Raw genomic sequence first — 17,557 nt, 5'->3', positions numbered from 1 at the left:
GATCGACAAATGCGCCGGTTTGCGGCGAGATACCAATTCAATCTGACGAGCGATCCAGAAAGAGAACTTATCGATGAAACTGTCGCGCCAATTGCCGCTGAATGCGCTGCGCGTCTTCGAGACGGTTGCGCGACTTCGCAGTTTCACCAAAGCCGGCGAGGAACTGGGCATGACGCAGACGGCCGTCAGCTATCAGGTCAAGCTGCTGGAAGAACATGTCGGCGAGATGCTGTTTCTGCGCCAGGCACGGCGCATCGAGCTGACATCGACGGGCGACCGGATGCTGCCCAAGGTCACGGAAGCATTCGGTCTCCTGACCGAGGCGGTGACCGAGGCTCGCGGCCAGGATGCCGGCATCCTGACCATTCATTCCACACCCACTTTCGCGTCCCATTGGCTCGCCCGCCATATCGGCGCATTCCAGGTGCAGCATCCGGGCTTGGCCATTCGTATTCTCCGCATGAACAGATCGGCCGACTTCTTCAGCGACCACGCCGACATTTCCATTCTGCGCAGTGAAGCACCGCCGCCCAACATGGAAAGCCAGGAACTGTTCCGTCTCAATTTCGCGCCGATGCTCAACCCGAAGCTGGCCGAAACAATCGGCGGCGTGACGACCCCGTCGGATCTTCTGAAACTGCCGCTGATCGGCGCCAGCAGCAAATGGTGGGGAATCTGGTTTCAGTCGAACGGCATCGACACACCCCTGCCCGGCACGATCACGATCGATGCCGACGGTGCGCTGGATCTGGAAGGCAGCGCCGCCGTTGCCGGTCACGGCGTGGCGCTGCTGAGCCCGTTTCTTCACCAGGAAGAACTGGAGGCAGGCCGCCTGATGATGCCCTTCGACGTCTTCAAGAAGGACGACCGGAGCTATTGGCTGATCTCCCCGAAAAGCCGCCGCCAATCGGTCAAGGTGCTGGCCTTTCGCCAGTGGCTGCTGAAGGCCCTGCCGCCCCAGATCTTAGCTCCCTCTGGCGCCGCTCAGTAACTCATGTCGGGCGCGTAGAAGCAGCGCAGCGTATCTTCGTTCGGATACAGACAGAGGTGATATTCCGCATCCTGACTGCGCCGCGCCTGACTCTGCGGCACCTTGAAGTCATGCGAGCGGGTCACCAGCCGGTGGTCGCCCGGCTTCAGCATGACCTCGTAGCCGCCTGCGATGACCTTGACGTTGCGCGTCGAGATCATCTGGCAGTCGCCGGTATGATTGTTTCCATTGCAGCAATAGGCTTCGTACTGCCAGCCCGACTGCGCCTCGTGAGCATTGAGGGCAGCGGGAAACGCATACGCATACGCAATCATCGCAATCGTCAGAATGCTTCGCATGAGCTTCTTCTCCGTTGATGAATGCCTTCACCCCGGTGAACCCGCAGTACTCGCCTTCACCGGCTGTCTTGCGTCTGTCATATTAGCGGAACGCCATAATTCGGCGACGGCAATTTTTCGCGATGCACAAATGGGGATGGGAGACAGCCTCGCGCCAGTCTGGAGACGGCGCCGCTTTCCCGCTTCGACGTGCTGCGGCGCACCCTTTTTCCTTTTCTTCGCTGCAAATTTTTCGCAATGTGCCGAGTCGGGGAACGCGAAGGGAATGCAGGAATGTATGAATATGCCATAGCCTGGGAATGGCTGAGCTTTGCCGCACGCTGGCTGCACGTGATCACCGCGATCGCCTGGATCGGATCGTCGTTCTATTTCATCGCGCTGGATCTCGGCCTGGTGAAGCGTCCGCATCTGCCGCCGGGCGCCTATGGCGAGGAATGGCAGGTGCATGGCGGCGGTTTCTACCACATCCAGAAATATCTGGTGGCGCCCGCGCAGATGCCGGAGCACCTCACCTGGTTCAAGTGGGAAAGCTATGCCACCTGGATGTCCGGCTTCCTCATGCTCGCCATCGTCTATTACGGCGGGGCGGACCTGTTCCTGATCGATCACTCCGTTCTCGAATTGCAGCCCTGGCAGGCCATCTGTCTGTCGCTCGCTTCGCTCTCGGTCGGCTGGCTCATCTATGACCAGCTCTGCAAGTCGCCGATCGGCAACAATACATGGGGCCTGATGGCACTGCTCTACGTGGTGCTGGTGGCCATGGCCTGGGGCTATACGCAGGTCTTTACCGGCCGCGCGGCCTTCCTGCATCTCGGCGCCTTCACCGCCACCATCATGTCGGCCAACGTGTTCTTCATCATCATCCCCAACCAGAAGATCGTGGTGGCGGATCTGATCGCCGGGCGCACGCCGGACCCGAAATATGGCCGCATCGCCAAGCAGCGCTCGCTGCACAACAACTATCTGACGCTGCCCGTCATCTTCTTCATGCTGTCGAACCATTATCCGCTGGCCTTCGGCACCGAGTTCAACTGGGTGATTGCCGCACTGGTGTTCCTGATGGGCGTCACCATCCGTCACTGGTTCAACACCACCCATGCCCGCAAGGGAAAGCCCACCTGGACCTGGCTGGTAACGGTGATCCTGTTCATCCTGATCATGTGGCTTTCCACCGTGCCGAAAGTGCTGACGGGTGAAAAGACCGCCAGCCTCTCGCCCATCCAGCAGCGGTTCGTGGCGGATGCGCATTTCGGCGCGGCGCGCGATGTCGTGCAGGGACGCTGCGCCATGTGCCATGCGGCCGAACCCGCCTGGGACGGCATCACCTTTGCGCCGAAGAACGTGAAGTTCGAAACGGATGCGGAGATCGCCAAGCACGCCCACGAAATCTATGTCCAGGCCGGGCGCAGCCACGCCATGCCGCCCGGCAACATCACCGCCATCACGCCGGAGGAGCGCAAGCTTCTGACGGCCTGGTATGAAAGCGCCACCAGCAGCGCCGGAGCATCCCGCTAAATGACATCCCTTCTTCTTCGCGGTCGCCTTCTCTCCTTCCATCGCGCGCCGGAAAGCCTCGCCGATACCGCAAGCTATCTCTACGAGGAGGATGGCGGCCTGCTGATCGAGGACGGGCGGATCGCGAAAGCGGGGCCCTATGCCGCGGTAAAGGCGGTAGCGGCGGCAGAGGTGACGGAGATCGACCATCGCCCGCACCTGATCCTGCCGGGGCTGATCGACACCCACGTGCATTTTCCGCAGATGCAGGTGATCGCCTCCTATGCCGCCAATCTGCTCGAATGGCTGAACACCTATACCTTCCCGGAGGAATGCCGCTTCGTGGAAACGGCACATGCCGAGCGGATCGCCACGCATTTCTACGACGAATTCCTGCGCCAGGGCACGACGACCGCCGTCGCCTACTGCTCGGTGCACAAAAGCTCGGCCGATGCCTTCTTCGCGGAAGCCATGCGCCGCAACATGCTGATGGTGGGCGGCAAGGTGATGATGGATCGCCATGCGCCGCAGGGTCTGCTCGATACCCCTCAGCTTGGCTATGACGAAACCCGCGCCGTGATCGAGCAATGGCACGGCAAGGGGCGCAACCATGTCGCCATCACGCCGCGCTTCGCGATCACCTCGACGCCGGAGCAGATGCGCGCCGCGCAGGCGCTGGCAGAGGAATATCCGGACCTGCACATCCAGACGCATCTTTCGGAAAATCACGAGGAAATCCGCTTTACCTGCGAACTCTATCCCGACGCCACCGACTATACCGACATCTATGCCCGCCACGGCCTGCTCGGCAAAAAGACGCTGCTCGGCCATGCCATCCATCTGTCCGAACGCGAGGCGGATGTGCTGGCGGAGACCGGATCGGTCGCGGTGCACTGCCCGACCTCAAACCTTTTCCTCGGCTCCGGCCTGTTTCCGCTGAAGGCGCTGGCGCGCCGGGAAAAGCCGGTGCGGATCGGCGTTGCCACCGATATCGGCGGCGGCTCCAGCTATTCCATGTTCAAGACGCTGGACGAGGCCTACAAGATCCAGCAGTTGCTCGGCGAACGCCTCGACCCGCTGGAAAGCTTCTACCGGATGACGCGCGGCAATGCCGAAGCCCTCTCTCTTGTCGATCGCATCGGCACTCTGGAGGAAGGTACGGATGCCGATCTGGTGGTGTTGAACGCCGCCGCCACGCCGGCCATGCGGCTTCGCATGGAAACCGTCAGCACGCTGCCGGAAGAACTCTTCCTGCTTCAGACATTGGGGGATGACCGCGCCGTGGTGGAGACCTATGTGGCGGGGCAGGCAGGGAAAAGCACGCTTGTTGCACCGTCTCAGCGGGAGTGATATTTTCTCAAGGCGAATAGTCTCCCGCCGTGCATTGAGATCGTTTGTCGAAAGCCCCAAGGGGCAAAAAGGTGGTGCTGCGCTGAAGGCGGGATTGGACGCCTGGTATCACGAAGTCAGCAAAGCCAACTGGCTCTCATCCGCTGACATCAAGAAGCGTTATGCGCATGCAAGCATTGTCAATTCGCAACGTGTCGTCTTCAACATCAAAGGCAATGACTATCGACTGATCACAGCAGTGGACTTCCAGCGGGGCACGGTTTGGATCAAGTGGATTGGTACACATCGCGACTATAACGATATCGACGCGGCAACGGTGGAATATGAGTGATTTGAAACCTATTCGCAGTGAAGAGGATTACGACAAGGCAATGACGCTGCTCAAGGCGTTGTGGGGAGCGGAAGCCGGTACGCCGGACGGTGACAGGCTTGATGTGCTGGTGACATTGATCGACGCCTATGAAAATGCCCATTACCCGATTGACTTACCCGATCCCATCGACGCGATTTTATTTCGAATGGAGCAGGAAGGTCTGACGCGACAGGATCTCGTTCCCATTCTGGGAAATCCTGGGAGGGTTGCCGAAATCCTCAATCGGACACACCCTCTGTCTTTGGACATGATTCGCCGGCTGCATGCTGAATTCGATATTCCGGCAGAGGTCTTGATCCAGCCAATTCGCTCTGCAAAAGACGCCGCCTGACCGTCCAAGATGCAACATCGCTCTTTCACGTAGGGCTTCCACCCTGCCGAAGTGATAATCAGCGGCAGGTAGACGAAACACATCCGAGGCGTCGTCAGAGCCCTGATGTTGGTGTGACAAACCCCTCGCAATATTGGTGGTTTTTAACTGGCGACATGGCGCGGATATGCTAGTCCTCTTGTGATAATCCGGAGGAAAGCCTATCCCATGTCCAAGCCGCTGACGATTGCCGACCTGAAAGCCCTTGCCCGTCGGCGCGTACCGAAAATGTTCTTCGACTATGCCGACAGCGGCGCGTGGACGGAAAGCACCTACCGGGCGAACGAGGCGGATTTTGCCGGCATCAAGCTCAGGCAGCGCGTGCTGGTGGACATGACGGACCGTTCGCTGAAGAGCGAGATGATCGGCCAGAAGGTGGCCATGCCGGTGGCACTGGCCCCGACCGGGCTGACCGGCATGCAGCATGCCGATGGCGAGATGCTGGCGGCCAAGGCGGCAGAAGAGTTCGGCGTGCCGTTTACGCTTTCTACCATGAGCATCTGCTCGATCGAGGATGTCGCCTCCGTCACGACCAAGCCCTTCTGGTTCCAGCTTTACGTGATGAAGGATCGCGCCTTCATCGAAAGCCTGATCGAGCGTGCGAAAAAGGCCGGCTGCTCGGCGCTCGTCGTCACCGCAGACCTGCAGATCCTCGGCCAGCGCCACAAGGATCTGCGCAACGGCCTCTCCGCCCCGCCGAAATTCACGCCGAAGCATATCTGGCAGATGGCAACGCGGCCGCAATGGTGCCTCGGCATGGCCCGCACCAAGCGCCACGGCTTCGGCAATATCGTCGGCCATGCCACCAATGTCTCGGATCTCTCTTCGCTCAGCGCCTGGACGGCGGAACAGTTCGATCCGCGCCTCTCCTGGTCGGATGTCGCCTGGATCAAGGAGCGCTGGAAGGGCAAGCTGATCATCAAGGGCATTCTGGACGAGGAGGATGCCCGCGCCGCCGCCGATACCGGCGCCGATGCCATCATCGTCTCCAACCATGGCGGCCGCCAGCTGGATGGCGCCCCCTCCTCGATCAGCATGCTGCCGAAGATCGTCGAGGCCGTCGGCGACCGGATCGAGGTGCATCTGGATGGCGGCATCCGCTCCGGTCAGGATGTGCTGAAAGCCGTGGCACTGGGCGCCAAGGGCACCTATATCGGTCGCCCCTTCCTCTATGGCCTCGGCGCCATGGGCAAGGAGGGCGTCGAACTGGCGCTCAGCATCATCGCCAAGGAGATGGACATCACCATGGCGCTCTGCGGCAAGCGGGATATTCGCACGGTGGACCGCAGCGTGATTGCGCATTGCCCGTATTGAGGGCAGTCAGCTTTCACATGTCGCCGTGAGGAAAGCCCCCTCATCCGCCCTTCGGGCACCTTCTCCCCGAGGGGAGAAGGGATAGGCGGCACCGCCGGCGCACCTCCTGAACAGCTTATCCACCTTGAAAGATCGCAATTTTCGCGTTCAATCTATCAAGCTCTGCGTGCACGTTCGAAGATGCATGAGGCGCTCACGATGCATCCCTTCTCCCCTCGGAGAGAAGGTGCCCGAAGGGCGGATGAGGGGGCCGTGCCGGCTGTTCTCGCCCGGCCTACACCAGCCACCCCGTCGCCAGCCCCGCCTCCCAGCTGGCGCGGCCATTCTGCCCGGCCAGCCGTGACTGGCTCATATGATCATAGGGCACCAGGCGAAAGCTGACGGACCAGTCGCCGCCCTGCCTCTCGCAGATCGCATAGGACGCCATCGGCGTGCCGGCCTCGACCCGGTGGTAATAGGGCGTGTCGTCATCATAGGCCGGGCAGCCGACGCTGCCGGGATTGACCAGCAGCCGCCCGTCCGAGAGGCGCACGGCGCGCGGCAGATGCGAATGGCCGCAGAGGATCAGCGATTGCGAAATGCCATCGGCGAGCTTTTCGATCTCGGCACGCGGTTTCAGGCCGACAACGCCGTTCGGCTCGATCCTTTCCATCCAGTAGAGCTGGTCGTCGGCAGGGGTCGCGTGGCAGAGAAACACCTCCTCGCGCCAGACGCGCGAGACGGGCAGCGCACGCAGCCAGTCGAGATGGGCGGGCGTCAGCTGGCGAAAAGCATCGGCCTCCCAGGAATGCATTTTTCCCGCCTCGTGTTCGATCAGATAGCGGTCATGATTGCCGCGCACCGTCGGCAGGTCGAGCGGGACGAGGATATCGGCCGTGCGCCCGGCCTCCAGCGGCCCGGAGAGGCAATCGCCGAGATTGACGATGCTGTCCGGCGCAATGCCTTGGGCAGCAATATCCGCCAGCACCGCTTCAAGTGCCGCGGCATTTCCGTGTATGTCGGCGATCGCGGCAAGTCGCATGTCCCTCAGCTCCCGCGATAGGTGGAATAGCCGTAGGGAGAGATCAGCAGCGGCACGTGGTAGTGGCCGCTCTCGTCGGCAATGCCGAAGCGGATGGGGATCACGTCGAGAAAGGCCGGCTCCGCCAGGGCCGCACCGGTGCGGCGCAGGTAATCGCCGGCATGGAAGACCAGTTCGTAGATCCCCTTGCGAAAGCTCTCGCCGATCAGGATCGGCCCGCCGTCGACACGACCATCGGCATTGGTGGTGACCGTCTTCAGATGCGACCGGCCTTCCCCCTCCAGGTGATAGAGATCGATCACAAGTCCCTCGGCGGGTTTGCCGAGGGCGGTGTCGAGAACATGGGTGGTCAATCCGGTCATGGCCTACTCGCTGATGAGGGGTGCACTGATGAGGAAAGGATCGTCAAAGAAGAATTCCTCCAGATTGTTGCCCGGCCCGTCGCGATCGACAACCAGAAAATCGGAGGGTGCGTCGAGTGTCATCAGCGGATGGTGCCAGACATTGCGGCGATAGTTCACGCCCTGATTGCCCGCGGCCAGAAAGACCTGCGGCTCCGCCGGCCGGCCACCGTCATCCTCGGAGACAACCACCAGATAAGGCCTGCCGTTCAGCGGCGAAAAGCTCTGGCTGCCGAAGGGGTGCCGCTCCATCATCGTCAATTGGTAAGGAAAGGCGCGGGGCTGGCCGCGAAAGATGTTGAGGATCACGCGGGCACCCTCGCCCGCTGCCTCGGCTTCGGCCAGCGCGTGAAAGCGCTCGGTATTGCCGCCATTGATCAGCCTCATGCGCGCCGGATCGGCTTCGATCACATGACCGAAGGGCGCGAAGGTTTCTTGCCGCAACGGGCGGAGGGGAAGGATTTTGGGCATATGGGATCATTCACCTTGGGCGCGGATCTGGCGCAGCATGCTGAGTTGGGAGAGGAGTTGGGGGATCGTTCGGGTGGCAGCCGTCCAGAGCGCCCCGGGATCGATCGTCGCAAACTCCGCCACGATGTGGTGGCGAAGGTCAAGGAGTTCGCGCCATGCGATGTCCGGATGATCGGCCGCAAAGTCGGGAAAGCGTTTCAGAATCTCGGAGACCGTCTCCCCGAGAAGAACGAGGTTCATGCCGACGGCTCGCTGCGTCAGGCGGTCGCGCCGAAACCTGTCGGCCGTTATCCCCTCCAGGAAGCCGTCGACCTCCAAGGCCAGTTCCCTCATTTGATCAAGAGAATCCAGAAGACGTTCCAGATCGCGGCTCATAGAGCGATTGCCTCGGCCAGAATGCGGTCTCTCACGGTCGGCCTCAGCCCCTTGCTGGTGGCAATATCCACGCGCAGATGCAGCAAATGCTCCAGATCATGCTGCAAACCGCCGAGATCCAGGAGCGTGGTCTCGTCCAGCGTATCGACGAGAATGTCGAGATCGCTGTCTTCGCGGTCCTCCGCCCGCGCCACGGAACCGAAGATGCGCGGGTTGGCAAGACGATGTTGCGCCACAAGGGCGCGGATCGCCTCGCGATGTTCATCCAGCACGTCCGATGGCCGCATGGCACTCTCCTGTCGATCCGGGCCGCGCGCGTCCGCACGGCACCGCCCGTGATCATAATCGATCCTCACGCAGACGGCAGCATGCTTTCCAGCCGCAGCAGCGCAATCCGCTCCACCTGTCCGCAGGCCGTGGCAAACTCCTGGGTGCGGCTGTTGTGGATGCGCTTCTCGAAGGCCGCGAGAATATCCTCCCTGGTCAGCCCCTTCACGGCAATGATGAAGGGAAAGCCGAATTTCTGCGTGTAGCTGGTGTTCAGTTCGGTGAAGCGGGCGTGTTCCTCGGGGCTCAGCCGGTCGAGCCCGGCGCCCGCCTGCTCCTTGCGGCTGTCGTCCGTCAGTTCGCCGGCAATGGCGAGGCGTCCGGCGAGATCCGGATGGGCGCGCAGCACGCCAAGCCGCTCCTCCTCAGATGCCACCCGGAAGACGGCGACGAGGGCCGCATGCACGCGGTCCACCGTCAGGTTCTCGCCACGCACGAGGTCATCGTCATAGGCGCGCTCGGCGATGAAGGGCGAGTGTTCGAAGACGCCGCCGAAGCGGTTGATAAAGTCAATTCGGTTCATCTCAAGATCCTCAATCCAGCTTCGATAGGATCGCATGTTCGACCCATGTGCGGTACTTTTCCGAAGCGTCAATGACGGCGTCCTCGATCTCTTCTCGAGACATATCAAAATCATCTGGGATCGAAAAAATTATTTCATGCCTCAGGAGAGCTTGCACTATGTAGAAATACCCCTCGCTGTCCTCATGAAATTCTATCGCGCTCAAATCAAAGTATTTCTTTAAAATTGGATCGACATTTTTATACAAGAAATCCAAGCTTAGACGCCGCGCCGCTTCCCCATAATTTGCAAATCCACCAGGGTGATAAAAATGCTGAACAGCATTTCTCATTTTACGCATTTCATTGAAGCTGTTCAGATCTGGCAACCGATCTTTAAGAACTGCCCACATTACCTTGGGTAAATTATGAAATTCATGGGTTTTAGCCCTCTGAATGATCCGCTCTATATCCAAGTCTTCGCTATTTGCATCATCCAGATCAAACACGTTCTGGAAAATAAGTAGCGGATGCACGTTAGCTATGGCCGCTTTCATGACCAGTTCGCCTGCTTGCGCTGCATTGAGAACCGACACGTTTCCCCAATGTTCATTTCCAGGATCAAGGAAAATTGCATGCATATTCGCCTGAGCAATCGCACATTTGGCGTTTTCCAAGATCCTGTAAGGAATTTCATCAAATATCGCGTGCATAGCTAATCCGCGTACTTCAGATGACATCCGGCTTGTGATGCGCGTGCCAGTGACGGGCGATCTCGATGCGTTTCGGGATCCACACCTTTTCGTGGCCAAGCACATATTCCATGAAGCGCTTCAGCGCGGCGATACGGCCCGGACGCCCGACAAGGCGGCAGTGCAGGCCGACGGACATCATCTTCGGCGCGCCCTCCCGGCCTTCCTGGTAGAGCGTATCGAACGTGTCCTTCAGGTAAGTATAGAACTGGTCGCCCGCATTGAAACCCTGGGGCGTTGCAAAACGCATGTCATTGGCTTCCAGGGTATAGGGAATGATGAGGAACGGCTTGCCGTCGACGCCCTTCACCCAGTAGGGCAGATCGTCCGCATAGGCATCGGAGGAATAGAGGAAACCGCCCTCTTCCTGCACCAGCCGCAGCGTGTTGATCGAGGGCTTGCCCTGATACATGCCGTAGGGGCGCTCGCCGGCCACCTCCGTGTGCAGGCGCACGGCATCGAGAATATGCTGGCGCTCCAGTTCCTCCGGATAGTCCTTGTATTCGTGCCAGCGATAGCCGTGGCTGGCGATCTCCCAGCCGGCCTCGTTCATGGCGGCCACCGCCTCCGGATTGCGCAGCATGGCAAGTGTCACACCGTAGACGGTGCAGGGAACGTTGAGGCCTGTGAAGAGCCGGTGCAGGCGCCAGAAGCCGGCGCGCGAACCATATTCATAGATGCTTTCCATGTTGAGGTTGCGCTGGCCGGGCCAGGCGGCGGCACCGACGATTTCCGACAGCAGGTTTTCCGAGGCCGGGTCGCCATCCAGAATGCAGCTTTCGCCGCCTTCCTCGTAATTGATGACGAATTGCACGGCCACATGCGCGCCGCCCGGCCACTTCGGATCGGGAATATTGCGGCCATAACCGACGAGATCGCGGGGATAATTGTCTGCCACCATCGAAAATCACCTTCTGAAACAAGGTCCTGACGGTAGCACTCACGCCGCAAATGTCGAGACGTTCCGTTGCGGTGCAAACAGGATCGGTTCAGGCGATCTTGCGCGACATGACGCTGCCGAGCGGATGCAGCGAATGCACGAGGAAGGGAGCACCCGGCTCGTTTTCCACGAAGAGCGCGAGGTTGGCAATCTCCAGCGGCCGCTCCAGGAACGGTTCGAAATGGCGGCGCAGCACCTTTTCGAAGCGGCCAATCTCCTGCGGGCCGAGCGGACCGGTCAGCGTCATGTGGAAACGGAATTCGTCCATCACATGCGGATGGCCGAAGCGGTAGAGATTGGCGAACTGCGCAGCCGAAAGATGGCCGGGATCGGCGCGCTCCAGCTCCGCTTCCGTCAACGGCGCGCGAAACGCATCGAAATGCTGCACGACGGCGCCGGCCAACAGATGCAGCGCCTCGGAATGCTCGCACGGCCCCAGCGCGAACCGGTTGCCGAGACGCACCACCTCCAGCTGCGGCAGTCGCACGCGCTCGTGCTGGCCGGCAAAATGCATGAGATTGCGCAGCAAAAGCGATTCGGCAATACCATCGGCCAGCCGGAACGGCGGCTTCAGCGTGCCATGAAAACCATAGCGGCGCGGCACCGCGGTGTTGAAGGCAATTTCGTGCAGGCCAAGGTCGCGGGTTGCCGGCGGCTCCATGGCCTCGCCGGAAAAGGGGTTGCGGCCGAGCCACTGGGCGGCGGCAAGCGTCAGCGGATCACCCGCCGATGGGGTATAGTTGATGGCGTAGCGCATCCGTCACCTTTCTCTCGCCTTTGCCCCCGCACAGCTTCTTGCGGCAAGCATCTAGGTGATTTGCGTGACAGATTGACGACGCGGGATGGGGGTTACGCTCGCATTCCTGCAACTTGAAGATGGTGCGACAGGGCAAATGACGAGGGAATATCTGCGGGCTGTCCGCTTACGCCGGCAAGCGCGACATCGGCCAGCCGATGGGCCAGACCGAAGCTCACCTTGAAGCCGCCAGTCAAAGCAATCACTTGGGCGTGGTCAGGGTGCGGGCCGACCATAGGATCTCGGTCGACCGCCTTCGGCCGTAACCCGGCCCAGCGTTCGACAACCTCTGCATTCTGAAGATCCGGTGACATGTCCCGCGCCCGCGCGATCAACGCATCCAGCTGGCCGTCGGTGGAAAAACCATCCTCGAACTGGTCCTCGCTGGTGCTTCCGATCGCCACATGCCCCCCCTCATGGGCGACCACGTAAAGCCCGTTGAGAAAGATCACGGGACGGGCGGGATCGACATCGGCCTTGAGCAAGGCGGCCTGCCCCTTGACGGCACTGCCGAGCGGGCGGACCAGCGCTTCCCCGCAGGCACCGCCCAACTGTTCCAGCAGCGGGAAGGAGCCGGTACCTGCCGCGATGATGGCATGACCGAAGCCGATGCGTTCGCCGGTTTCAAGCACGGCGGCCTGCGCCTCCAGCGATAGCACCCTTCGGCCATTGATCCGCTGCACGTGGCGGCTGGATTCGATCGAGGCGAGCAGCGCAGCGGTGAGCGCACGCGGCGACACGCGGGCTGCGAGCGTATCGTGCACGAAGCCGGACGGACCAGTCTGCGGGTGGATCCAGGCGGCATCTGGCGATGCATCGAGCAGGGTCCAGGCAAACTGTCGTTCGCCAGCCCGCCAGTGTTCGGCAGCATCCAGCCCGTGGCGTGCGGCAATCGGGCGCAGATGCGGTTTCGGCAGAGGAATGATGCGCCCGCAACGGCGATAGCCGCAGGACAGGCCGGTTTCGGCCTCCAGCCTCTTCACCTCGTCCTCCAGCGCGATCAGCGCATCGAACTGGAATTTCTTCTTCTCGCCGAAGCGGTCGGGCATATGCGGCATCAGCGCGCCGAGCAGGCCGCCGCTGGCGCCAGACGCCGGACGCAGGGCATCGAGCAGCAGCGTGCGGATGCCCTGCCGTTCCGCCTTCACCGCCGCCCAAAGGCCCATGATGCCGCCGCCGACGATCAGCAAATCGACATGGGCGGGAAGCGAGGCGGATTGACCGGAGACGCGCTGAGCACTATCGCCTGCGGATGAACCAAGCTGGCCGATGACAGATACCAATGGCAGATCCTGACGTTTCCGTTGACCATGCGCCAAGCCCGCTCGAATGGCGCGAGGGCGATATGCCTTACTCGAGCCAGTTTGGCGACCATTTTTATTGCCAGACCGATGGCCGTCTCGAATGCGGTTACGTGTTCCTTGACGGCAACGGCCTGCCGGAGCGCTGGGGCGCGGGCGGCATGTTCCGCATCGGCGAACTCGGCTTCGGCACGGGGCTGAATTTCTGCGAGACATGGCGGCAATGGCGCCTGTGGCGCGCCGCGCACCCGGATCGCGCCGGACACCTGCATATGACCTCCTTCGAGCTTTTTCCGATGGCGGCAGCCGAGATCGACCGCGCGCTGTCCCGGTGGCCGGAGATCGACCGGGAACGACAGGCGCTCGCAGCCCATTGGCCGGACAGGCGGGAGGGCCGGATCACGCTGTCGCTGTCAGACGATGTTACGCTGACCGTGGTCTGCGGCCGTGCCGAGCAGGACGTGCCAGCCTGGGAACATCAGGCCGATGCCTGGTTTCTCGATGGCTTTGCCCCTTCGAAAAATCCGGACATGTGGTCGCTGTCGCTGATGCAGGCCGTCTTCGACCATACGGCAGACGGCGGCAGCTTCGCCACCTATGCCGCAGCCGGCTTCGTGCGCCGCAATCTCCAGGCGGCTGGCTTTGCCGTCAACCGCCGGCCGGGTTTTGCCGGCAAGCGGGAAATGCTGTTTGGCCGCAAGGGCGTAACCTCAGGGGCGTGACGCCTCGCCGGTTCTTGCATTCGCCACGCGCCACTGCCGGATCTTGGCCTCCAGGATTTCCGGGCTGATCGGCTTCGACAGATAATCGTCCATGCCGGCGGCAAGGCAAAGATCGCGGTCGCTGTCGAGCGCATGGGCCGTCACGCCGACGATCGGCACATGTCCGCCCTCTTGCGCCTCGATTTCGCGAATGCGTCGCGTTGCCTGATGGCCGTTCATGACAGGCATCGAGACATCCATCAGGATCAGCGAGGGCCGCTGGTTGCGCCAGGCAGCCACGGCTTCCTCGCCGTTCGGCACGATGTGGAACCTGAGGCCCGTCGCCTGCAGGATCTGGGTAAAGACGATCTGGTTGACCTCGTTGTCCTCCGCCACCAGCACATCGAGCGGGCCGGACGGCAGGTCGGCCACTGCCGGAACGTCGACCGGCGGCCGCGCCACCGGTCCCTCCACCATCCTGGCGGGCGCTCTCTCGCCACGCCGGCGCTTCTGGCGACTGGCGCGGATCACGTCACCGATGGTGGAGCGCAGCAGGTTCGAACGCGCCGGCTTCATCAGATGCGCCTCGATCTGCAACTGCTCGAAGGCCTGCTCGCTGCTCGCAGTATCCATCGAGGTGAGGAAGATGATGGCAATCTGCGTCAGTGCCGGATCGTTACGCATGGCAGCCGCCACCTCAAGGCCGCTCATCTCCGGCATCTGATAATCAAGGATCAGCGCATCGACCTCGACGCCCATCGCCGCAGCAGCCCGCAGCAGGCGCAGGCCTTCCTCGCCACTCTCGACTGCGACACAGTCGAAATCCCACATGGCAAGCTGTTCGGTGAGGATCCGGCGGTTGACGGAATTGTCATCGATCACCACCACGCGCGCGCCGCGAATGTTCGCCACCGGCGCCTCGCGGACAGCGCGCGCACTCGCCATGGCAAAGGGAAGCGTCACCGTGAAGACGGAGCCCTGGCCCAGACGGCTTTCGACGGCAATCCTGCCGCCGAACAGATCGACCAGCCCGGCCGTGATCGCAAGGCCAAGCCCCGTACCCTCGTAGCGGCGGGTGGACGACGTGTCGACCTGCGAAAACTTCTCGAAAATCGTCTTCAGCTTGTCGTCGGGAATGCCGAGGCCGGTGTCCTCGATGCGGATCGTCAGCGTGACGCCTTCATCGCCGGCGGGCTCCGAGGTCACATCGATCAGCACATGGCCGCGCTCGGTGAACTTCACCGCATTGCCGACGAGATTGGTGACAATCTGGCGGAAGCGACCGGGATCGCCGATCACCGTGTGATGGGTCGAGGCGCCTCGCACCAGGAGTTCAATATCCTTTTCCGACGCGGACGACGACAGGAGCGTCGCCACATCCTCGACCGCCTCCACGGGATCGAAGACCGCACGGCGCAACGTCATCTGGCCGGCATCGATCTTGGAGAAATCCAGGATGTCGTTAATGATGGTGAGCAGTGCATTGCCGGATTTCACGATGATATCCGTGAACGTCTTCTGGCGGGTATCGAGATTGGATTTTGCCAGCAGTTCCGCCATGCCGAGCACGCCGTTCATGGGGGTGCGGATCTCGTGGCTCATATTCGCCAGGAATTCGGACTTGGCGCGGTCCGCCGCTTCGGCACGGCCGAGCAGGCGCTGCAATTCCCGCTCGCGCATGCGCACGTCCGTCACGTCATCGAACACGGCCAGCCAGTTGCCATTGGCGCTGAGGTTCATTTCCGCGTCGATGAAAGAGGTATCCTCAATGCACAGAGATGCCGAGAAGCCCTTGCCCTCGGTTTCCATCCTTTGCCAGTAATGGAAAGTTTCCTCCGCCTGTTCGGGCGAGCCGAAATCGCCGCGCGCGGCGCAATAGGCAAACACGGCCCGCCAGGGCTTGCCGGCCTGCACAAGACCCGGCGGCACCTGCAGGATCCTCGACAGCGCCTCGTTGCAGAAGACGATCCTTCCCTCACGCAGGATCAGCAGGCCCTGCGACATGACACTCGTCGCATCGTGCATAATGGCGCCGTGCCGCTCGAGGGCCTCGCGCGCCTCCTGCACTTCCTTCTCGCGCTTCTTCACCGTGGTGATGTCGACGAAGCTCAGCAACATCTTGGCGTCCGCCAGATGCTGGCGGGCCATCAGGATGGTCCGCTGGTCGTTCGTCTGGACCTCGACCGGCGCCATCTCGCCCTCGGCATCGAGCGCCTGCATATGTTGTGCGAGCACACCCTGCGCCTCATCGGGATCAGCGCTGCCCATTTCGAAGATGGCGCGGACAAAGGCGCTATAATCGCGCTTGTCACCGGCCTCAGGGTCGGCATCCGCGTGCTCGCCACAGAACAACTGGCGAAAGGTGCGGTTGGCATATTCGAAGCGACGTGCATCATCGAGGATCACCACGCCGACTGTCAGCGAATCCAGGATGGCCTGCACTTCGCGGTGCAGACGCTCCGCCTCCTGCTGGGCACGGCGGACCATGGTCACATCGGTGATGGAGCCGACGATGTAAGGCTCGCCCGCGGGCGAGGAAATACGCGCAAGACGGGTGATGGCAGCCATGCTGCGGCCATCCGCCAGAGGCACATCCTCGGCCTTCTCCGTCGCACCGCCCTCGGCGAGAAGTCGCTCGTTCTCCTCGCGAAAACGCTCGGCAGCCGCCGGGAACATCATGTCTTCCGTCCGGCCCATGATCTTGCTGCGGCTTTCGCCCACCATGGCCTCATAGGCGCCGTTGGCGTAGATCAGCCGGCGCTGGCTGTCACGCAGGAAGACGGCCACAGGCAGGTCCTCGAAGGCTGCGCGAAAGATCTCCGATTCCTCGATCTTGCGGGCCAGTCGCATTTCCTGGACCTTGTATTCCGTCACATCCAGTCTGAGAACGATCAGCCACCCATTGTCCAGCCGACGGTTGACGCTGCGCATCCAGCGGCCGTCTGCCAGCGGCTCCATGGCCTGCCAGTGACGGGCGTGCAGGGTCTCCATGCGTTCCGCGATCCATTCCTCGCGCTGGCGGAGGATCTCCTCGGTTTCCGGCATGTCCTGTAGCTGGAAGCGATAGACCTGCTCCACGAGTTCGCGCAACGGCATCTGGACGCGCAGCGGCGCGCCGAGGCTTTGAAAATACTGATCAAGCTGGGCGTTGTAGTAGAGCAGTGCATCGCTTTCGCTGAAAATGCCGATCCCGGCATCGAGAAGATCGAGCGCCGTGCCCAGCATCTGCAGGCTGACCTGGCCGCGCGCCAGACCGCCGGCCGCATCCTCTTCCCTGGGGCTGTCGCTGCCGGCTTCGGTCGGGATGGCTTCCTGCTGCCAGGCGACCGGCTCGAACACGGCGAACAGATAGGCCCGGTCGTCGTCAGTCACGAAGCGCTCAACGCGCATGTCATGGCGCAAGACACCTGTCTCGTCGCGGCAGGGAGACGTCTCGTCGCTGCCGAACACCAGCGAGCGACGCTGCTTGTCCAGGCTGGCGTCGTCTTCGAGTGAAAGCGCCATGTCTGCTGCCGTGCGACCGGCAAAGGCCTCCCGCCCGACACCGCAGCGGCGCGCATAGGCATCATTGACCGCGACATACCGCAGGCTGCCATCCTTGATGAAAGCCGGAACGTCGAGATCGTTTATCCTGTCGCAGGCGCGCTGCAGAAGTTCCCTATCGCTGCTCAACAGATCCCCCGGCAGATCCCTATCGCGCATTGGACCACGCATGATTCGTATGATGCCGCATCAAAAAGC

General features: G+C 61.7%; 19 protein-coding genes. 7 read left to right on the top strand and 12 right to left on the bottom strand.

Annotated features, from left to right (window positions below):
- Window positions 1-73: 73 nt before the first annotated feature.
- Window positions 74-991, top strand: a complete 918-nt coding sequence (locus F3H95_RS07390; protein ID WP_143124441.1) for a LysR substrate-binding domain-containing protein — start codon at window positions 74-76, stop codon at window positions 989-991.
- Here the strand turns inward: F3H95_RS07390 and F3H95_RS07385 are convergent.
- Window positions 985-1,329: a hypothetical protein gene (locus tag F3H95_RS07385; RefSeq protein WP_149745427.1), complete on the bottom strand. Its 345-nt coding sequence runs from the start codon at window positions 1,327-1,329 to the stop codon at window positions 985-987. The genes F3H95_RS07390 and F3H95_RS07385 overlap by 7 nt on opposite strands.
- 273 nt (window positions 1,330-1,602) lie before the next feature.
- On the opposite strand from F3H95_RS07385, the gene puuD reads away from it, so the two are divergent.
- The 5 genes from puuD (at window position 1,603) to F3H95_RS07360 (ending at window position 6,230) form a co-directional block, all read left to right on the top strand.
- Entirely contained in the window at window positions 1,603-2,844 is a 1,242-nt protein-coding gene (puuD, locus tag F3H95_RS07380) for a urate hydroxylase PuuD (RefSeq protein ID WP_149745426.1), read from the top strand.
- Window positions 2,845-4,173, top strand: a complete 1,329-nt coding sequence (guaD, locus tag F3H95_RS07375; RefSeq protein WP_149745425.1) for a guanine deaminase — start codon at window positions 2,845-2,847, stop codon at window positions 4,171-4,173.
- Window positions 4,148-4,504, top strand: a complete 357-nt coding sequence (locus tag F3H95_RS07370) for a type II toxin-antitoxin system HigB family toxin (RefSeq protein ID WP_244617912.1) — start codon at window positions 4,148-4,150, stop codon at window positions 4,502-4,504. Before guaD ends, F3H95_RS07370 begins: the two co-directional genes overlap by 26 nt.
- On the top strand, window positions 4,497-4,877 hold the full coding sequence (locus F3H95_RS07365; RefSeq protein WP_149745423.1) for a transcriptional regulator: 381 nt from the start codon (window positions 4,497-4,499) through the stop codon (window positions 4,875-4,877). The genes F3H95_RS07370 and F3H95_RS07365 overlap by 8 nt, the downstream gene beginning before the upstream one ends.
- 207 nt (window positions 4,878-5,084) lie before the next feature.
- A complete protein-coding gene (locus tag F3H95_RS07360) occupies window positions 5,085-6,230 on the top strand; it encodes an alpha-hydroxy acid oxidase (RefSeq protein WP_149745422.1) in 1,146 nt (381 codons plus the stop codon).
- A gap of 274 nt (window positions 6,231-6,504) precedes the next feature.
- Here the strand turns inward: F3H95_RS07360 and F3H95_RS07355 are convergent, their stop codons facing one another.
- The 10 genes from F3H95_RS07355 to F3H95_RS07310 all read right to left on the bottom strand — a co-directional run bounded on the left by F3H95_RS07355 (window position 6,505) and on the right by F3H95_RS07310 (window position 13,097).
- Window positions 6,505-7,251, bottom strand: a complete 747-nt coding sequence (locus tag F3H95_RS07355; protein WP_149745421.1) for a metallophosphoesterase family protein — start codon at window positions 7,249-7,251, stop codon at window positions 6,505-6,507.
- 5 nt (window positions 7,252-7,256) lie between these two features.
- Window positions 7,257-7,613: a hydroxyisourate hydrolase gene (gene uraH / locus F3H95_RS07350; RefSeq protein ID WP_149745420.1), complete on the bottom strand. Its 357-nt coding sequence runs from the start codon at window positions 7,611-7,613 to the stop codon at window positions 7,257-7,259.
- A 3-nt stretch (window positions 7,614-7,616) separates the two neighbouring features.
- Window positions 7,617-8,123, bottom strand: a complete 507-nt coding sequence (locus tag F3H95_RS07345) for an ureidoglycolate lyase (protein WP_149745419.1) — start codon at window positions 8,121-8,123, stop codon at window positions 7,617-7,619.
- Window positions 8,124-8,129: 6 nt separating this feature from the next.
- A complete protein-coding gene (locus F3H95_RS07340; protein WP_149745418.1) occupies window positions 8,130-8,498 on the bottom strand; it encodes a HepT-like ribonuclease domain-containing protein in 369 nt (122 codons plus the stop codon).
- A complete protein-coding gene (locus F3H95_RS07335; RefSeq protein ID WP_143124431.1) occupies window positions 8,495-8,785 on the bottom strand; it encodes a nucleotidyltransferase family protein in 291 nt (96 codons plus the stop codon). Before F3H95_RS07335 ends, F3H95_RS07340 begins: the two co-directional genes overlap by 4 nt.
- A gap of 65 nt (window positions 8,786-8,850) precedes the next feature.
- A complete protein-coding gene (uraD, locus tag F3H95_RS07330; protein WP_149745417.1) occupies window positions 8,851-9,348 on the bottom strand; it encodes a 2-oxo-4-hydroxy-4-carboxy-5-ureidoimidazoline decarboxylase in 498 nt (165 codons plus the stop codon).
- Between the two features lie 10 nt (window positions 9,349-9,358).
- Window positions 9,359-10,039 carry a hypothetical protein gene (locus F3H95_RS07325; RefSeq protein ID WP_188134319.1) on the bottom strand — a complete coding sequence of 227 codons (681 nt, stop codon included), beginning with the start codon at window positions 10,037-10,039 and terminating at the stop codon, window positions 9,359-9,361.
- 16 nt (window positions 10,040-10,055) lie between these two features.
- Complete coding sequence (puuE, locus tag F3H95_RS07320; RefSeq protein WP_149745416.1) at window positions 10,056-10,979, bottom strand: allantoinase PuuE; 924 nt, start codon at window positions 10,977-10,979, stop codon at window positions 10,056-10,058.
- A gap of 88 nt (window positions 10,980-11,067) precedes the next feature.
- Window positions 11,068-11,775 carry a DUF1045 domain-containing protein gene (locus tag F3H95_RS07315; RefSeq protein WP_149745415.1) on the bottom strand — a complete coding sequence of 236 codons (708 nt, stop codon included), beginning with the start codon at window positions 11,773-11,775 and terminating at the stop codon, window positions 11,068-11,070.
- Between the two features lie 92 nt (window positions 11,776-11,867).
- A complete protein-coding gene (locus F3H95_RS07310; protein ID WP_280177829.1) occupies window positions 11,868-13,097 on the bottom strand; it encodes an FAD-binding oxidoreductase in 1,230 nt (409 codons plus the stop codon).
- Here F3H95_RS07310 and mnmD point away from each other — a divergent pair.
- The gene (gene mnmD / locus F3H95_RS07305) at window positions 13,097-13,837 is read left to right on the top strand and encodes a tRNA (5-methylaminomethyl-2-thiouridine)(34)-methyltransferase MnmD (RefSeq protein WP_149745414.1); all 741 of its coding nucleotides are present in this window, start codon (window positions 13,097-13,099) and stop codon (window positions 13,835-13,837) included. The two genes, F3H95_RS07310 and mnmD, sit on opposite strands and share 1 nt — an antisense overlap.
- Here the strand turns inward: mnmD and F3H95_RS07300 are convergent.
- Complete coding sequence (locus F3H95_RS07300) at window positions 13,826-17,488, bottom strand: response regulator (RefSeq protein WP_244617911.1); 3,663 nt, start codon at window positions 17,486-17,488, stop codon at window positions 13,826-13,828. The two genes, mnmD and F3H95_RS07300, sit on opposite strands and share 12 nt — an antisense overlap.
- Window positions 17,489-17,557 lie beyond the last annotated feature (69 nt).

It is taken from the genome of Rhizobium sp. RU35A, from assembly GCF_900156005.1.
Lineage (GTDB): Bacteria > Pseudomonadota > Alphaproteobacteria > Rhizobiales > Rhizobiaceae > Neorhizobium > Neorhizobium straminoryzae.
The sequence above is the reverse complement of the archived record's forward strand: the minus strand, read 5'-3'. Positions and strand labels throughout refer to the sequence as shown.

Coding starts and splice junctions, on each gene's coding strand:
- F3H95_RS07390 (WP_143124441.1), top strand. CDS start 74: ATGAAACTGTCGCGCCAATTGCCGCTGAATGCGCTGCGCGTCTTCGAG.
- F3H95_RS07385 (WP_149745427.1), bottom strand. CDS start 1,329: ATGCGAAGCATTCTGACGATTGCGATGATTGCGTATGCGTATGCGTTT.
- puuD (WP_149745426.1), top strand. CDS start 1,603: ATGTATGAATATGCCATAGCCTGGGAATGGCTGAGCTTTGCCGCACGC.
- guaD (WP_149745425.1), top strand. CDS start 2,845: ATGACATCCCTTCTTCTTCGCGGTCGCCTTCTCTCCTTCCATCGCGCG.
- F3H95_RS07365 (WP_149745423.1), top strand. CDS start 4,497: ATGAGTGATTTGAAACCTATTCGCAGTGAAGAGGATTACGACAAGGCA.
- F3H95_RS07360 (WP_149745422.1), top strand. CDS start 5,085: ATGTCCAAGCCGCTGACGATTGCCGACCTGAAAGCCCTTGCCCGTCGG.
- F3H95_RS07355 (WP_149745421.1), bottom strand. CDS start 7,251: ATGCGACTTGCCGCGATCGCCGACATACACGGAAATGCCGCGGCACTT.
- uraH (WP_149745420.1), bottom strand. CDS start 7,613: ATGACCGGATTGACCACCCATGTTCTCGACACCGCCCTCGGCAAACCC.
- F3H95_RS07345 (WP_149745419.1), bottom strand. CDS start 8,123: ATGCCCAAAATCCTTCCCCTCCGCCCGTTGCGGCAAGAAACCTTCGCG.
- F3H95_RS07340 (WP_149745418.1), bottom strand. CDS start 8,498: ATGAGCCGCGATCTGGAACGTCTTCTGGATTCTCTTGATCAAATGAGG.
- F3H95_RS07335 (WP_143124431.1), bottom strand. CDS start 8,785: ATGCGGCCATCGGACGTGCTGGATGAACATCGCGAGGCGATCCGCGCC.
- uraD (WP_149745417.1), bottom strand. CDS start 9,348: ATGAACCGAATTGACTTTATCAACCGCTTCGGCGGCGTCTTCGAACAC.
- F3H95_RS07325 (WP_188134319.1), bottom strand. CDS start 10,039: ATGCACGCGATATTTGATGAAATTCCTTACAGGATCTTGGAAAACGCC.
- puuE (WP_149745416.1), bottom strand. CDS start 10,979: ATGGTGGCAGACAATTATCCCCGCGATCTCGTCGGTTATGGCCGCAAT.
- F3H95_RS07315 (WP_149745415.1), bottom strand. CDS start 11,775: ATGCGCTACGCCATCAACTATACCCCATCGGCGGGTGATCCGCTGACG.
- mnmD (WP_149745414.1), top strand. CDS start 13,097: ATGGCAGATCCTGACGTTTCCGTTGACCATGCGCCAAGCCCGCTCGAA.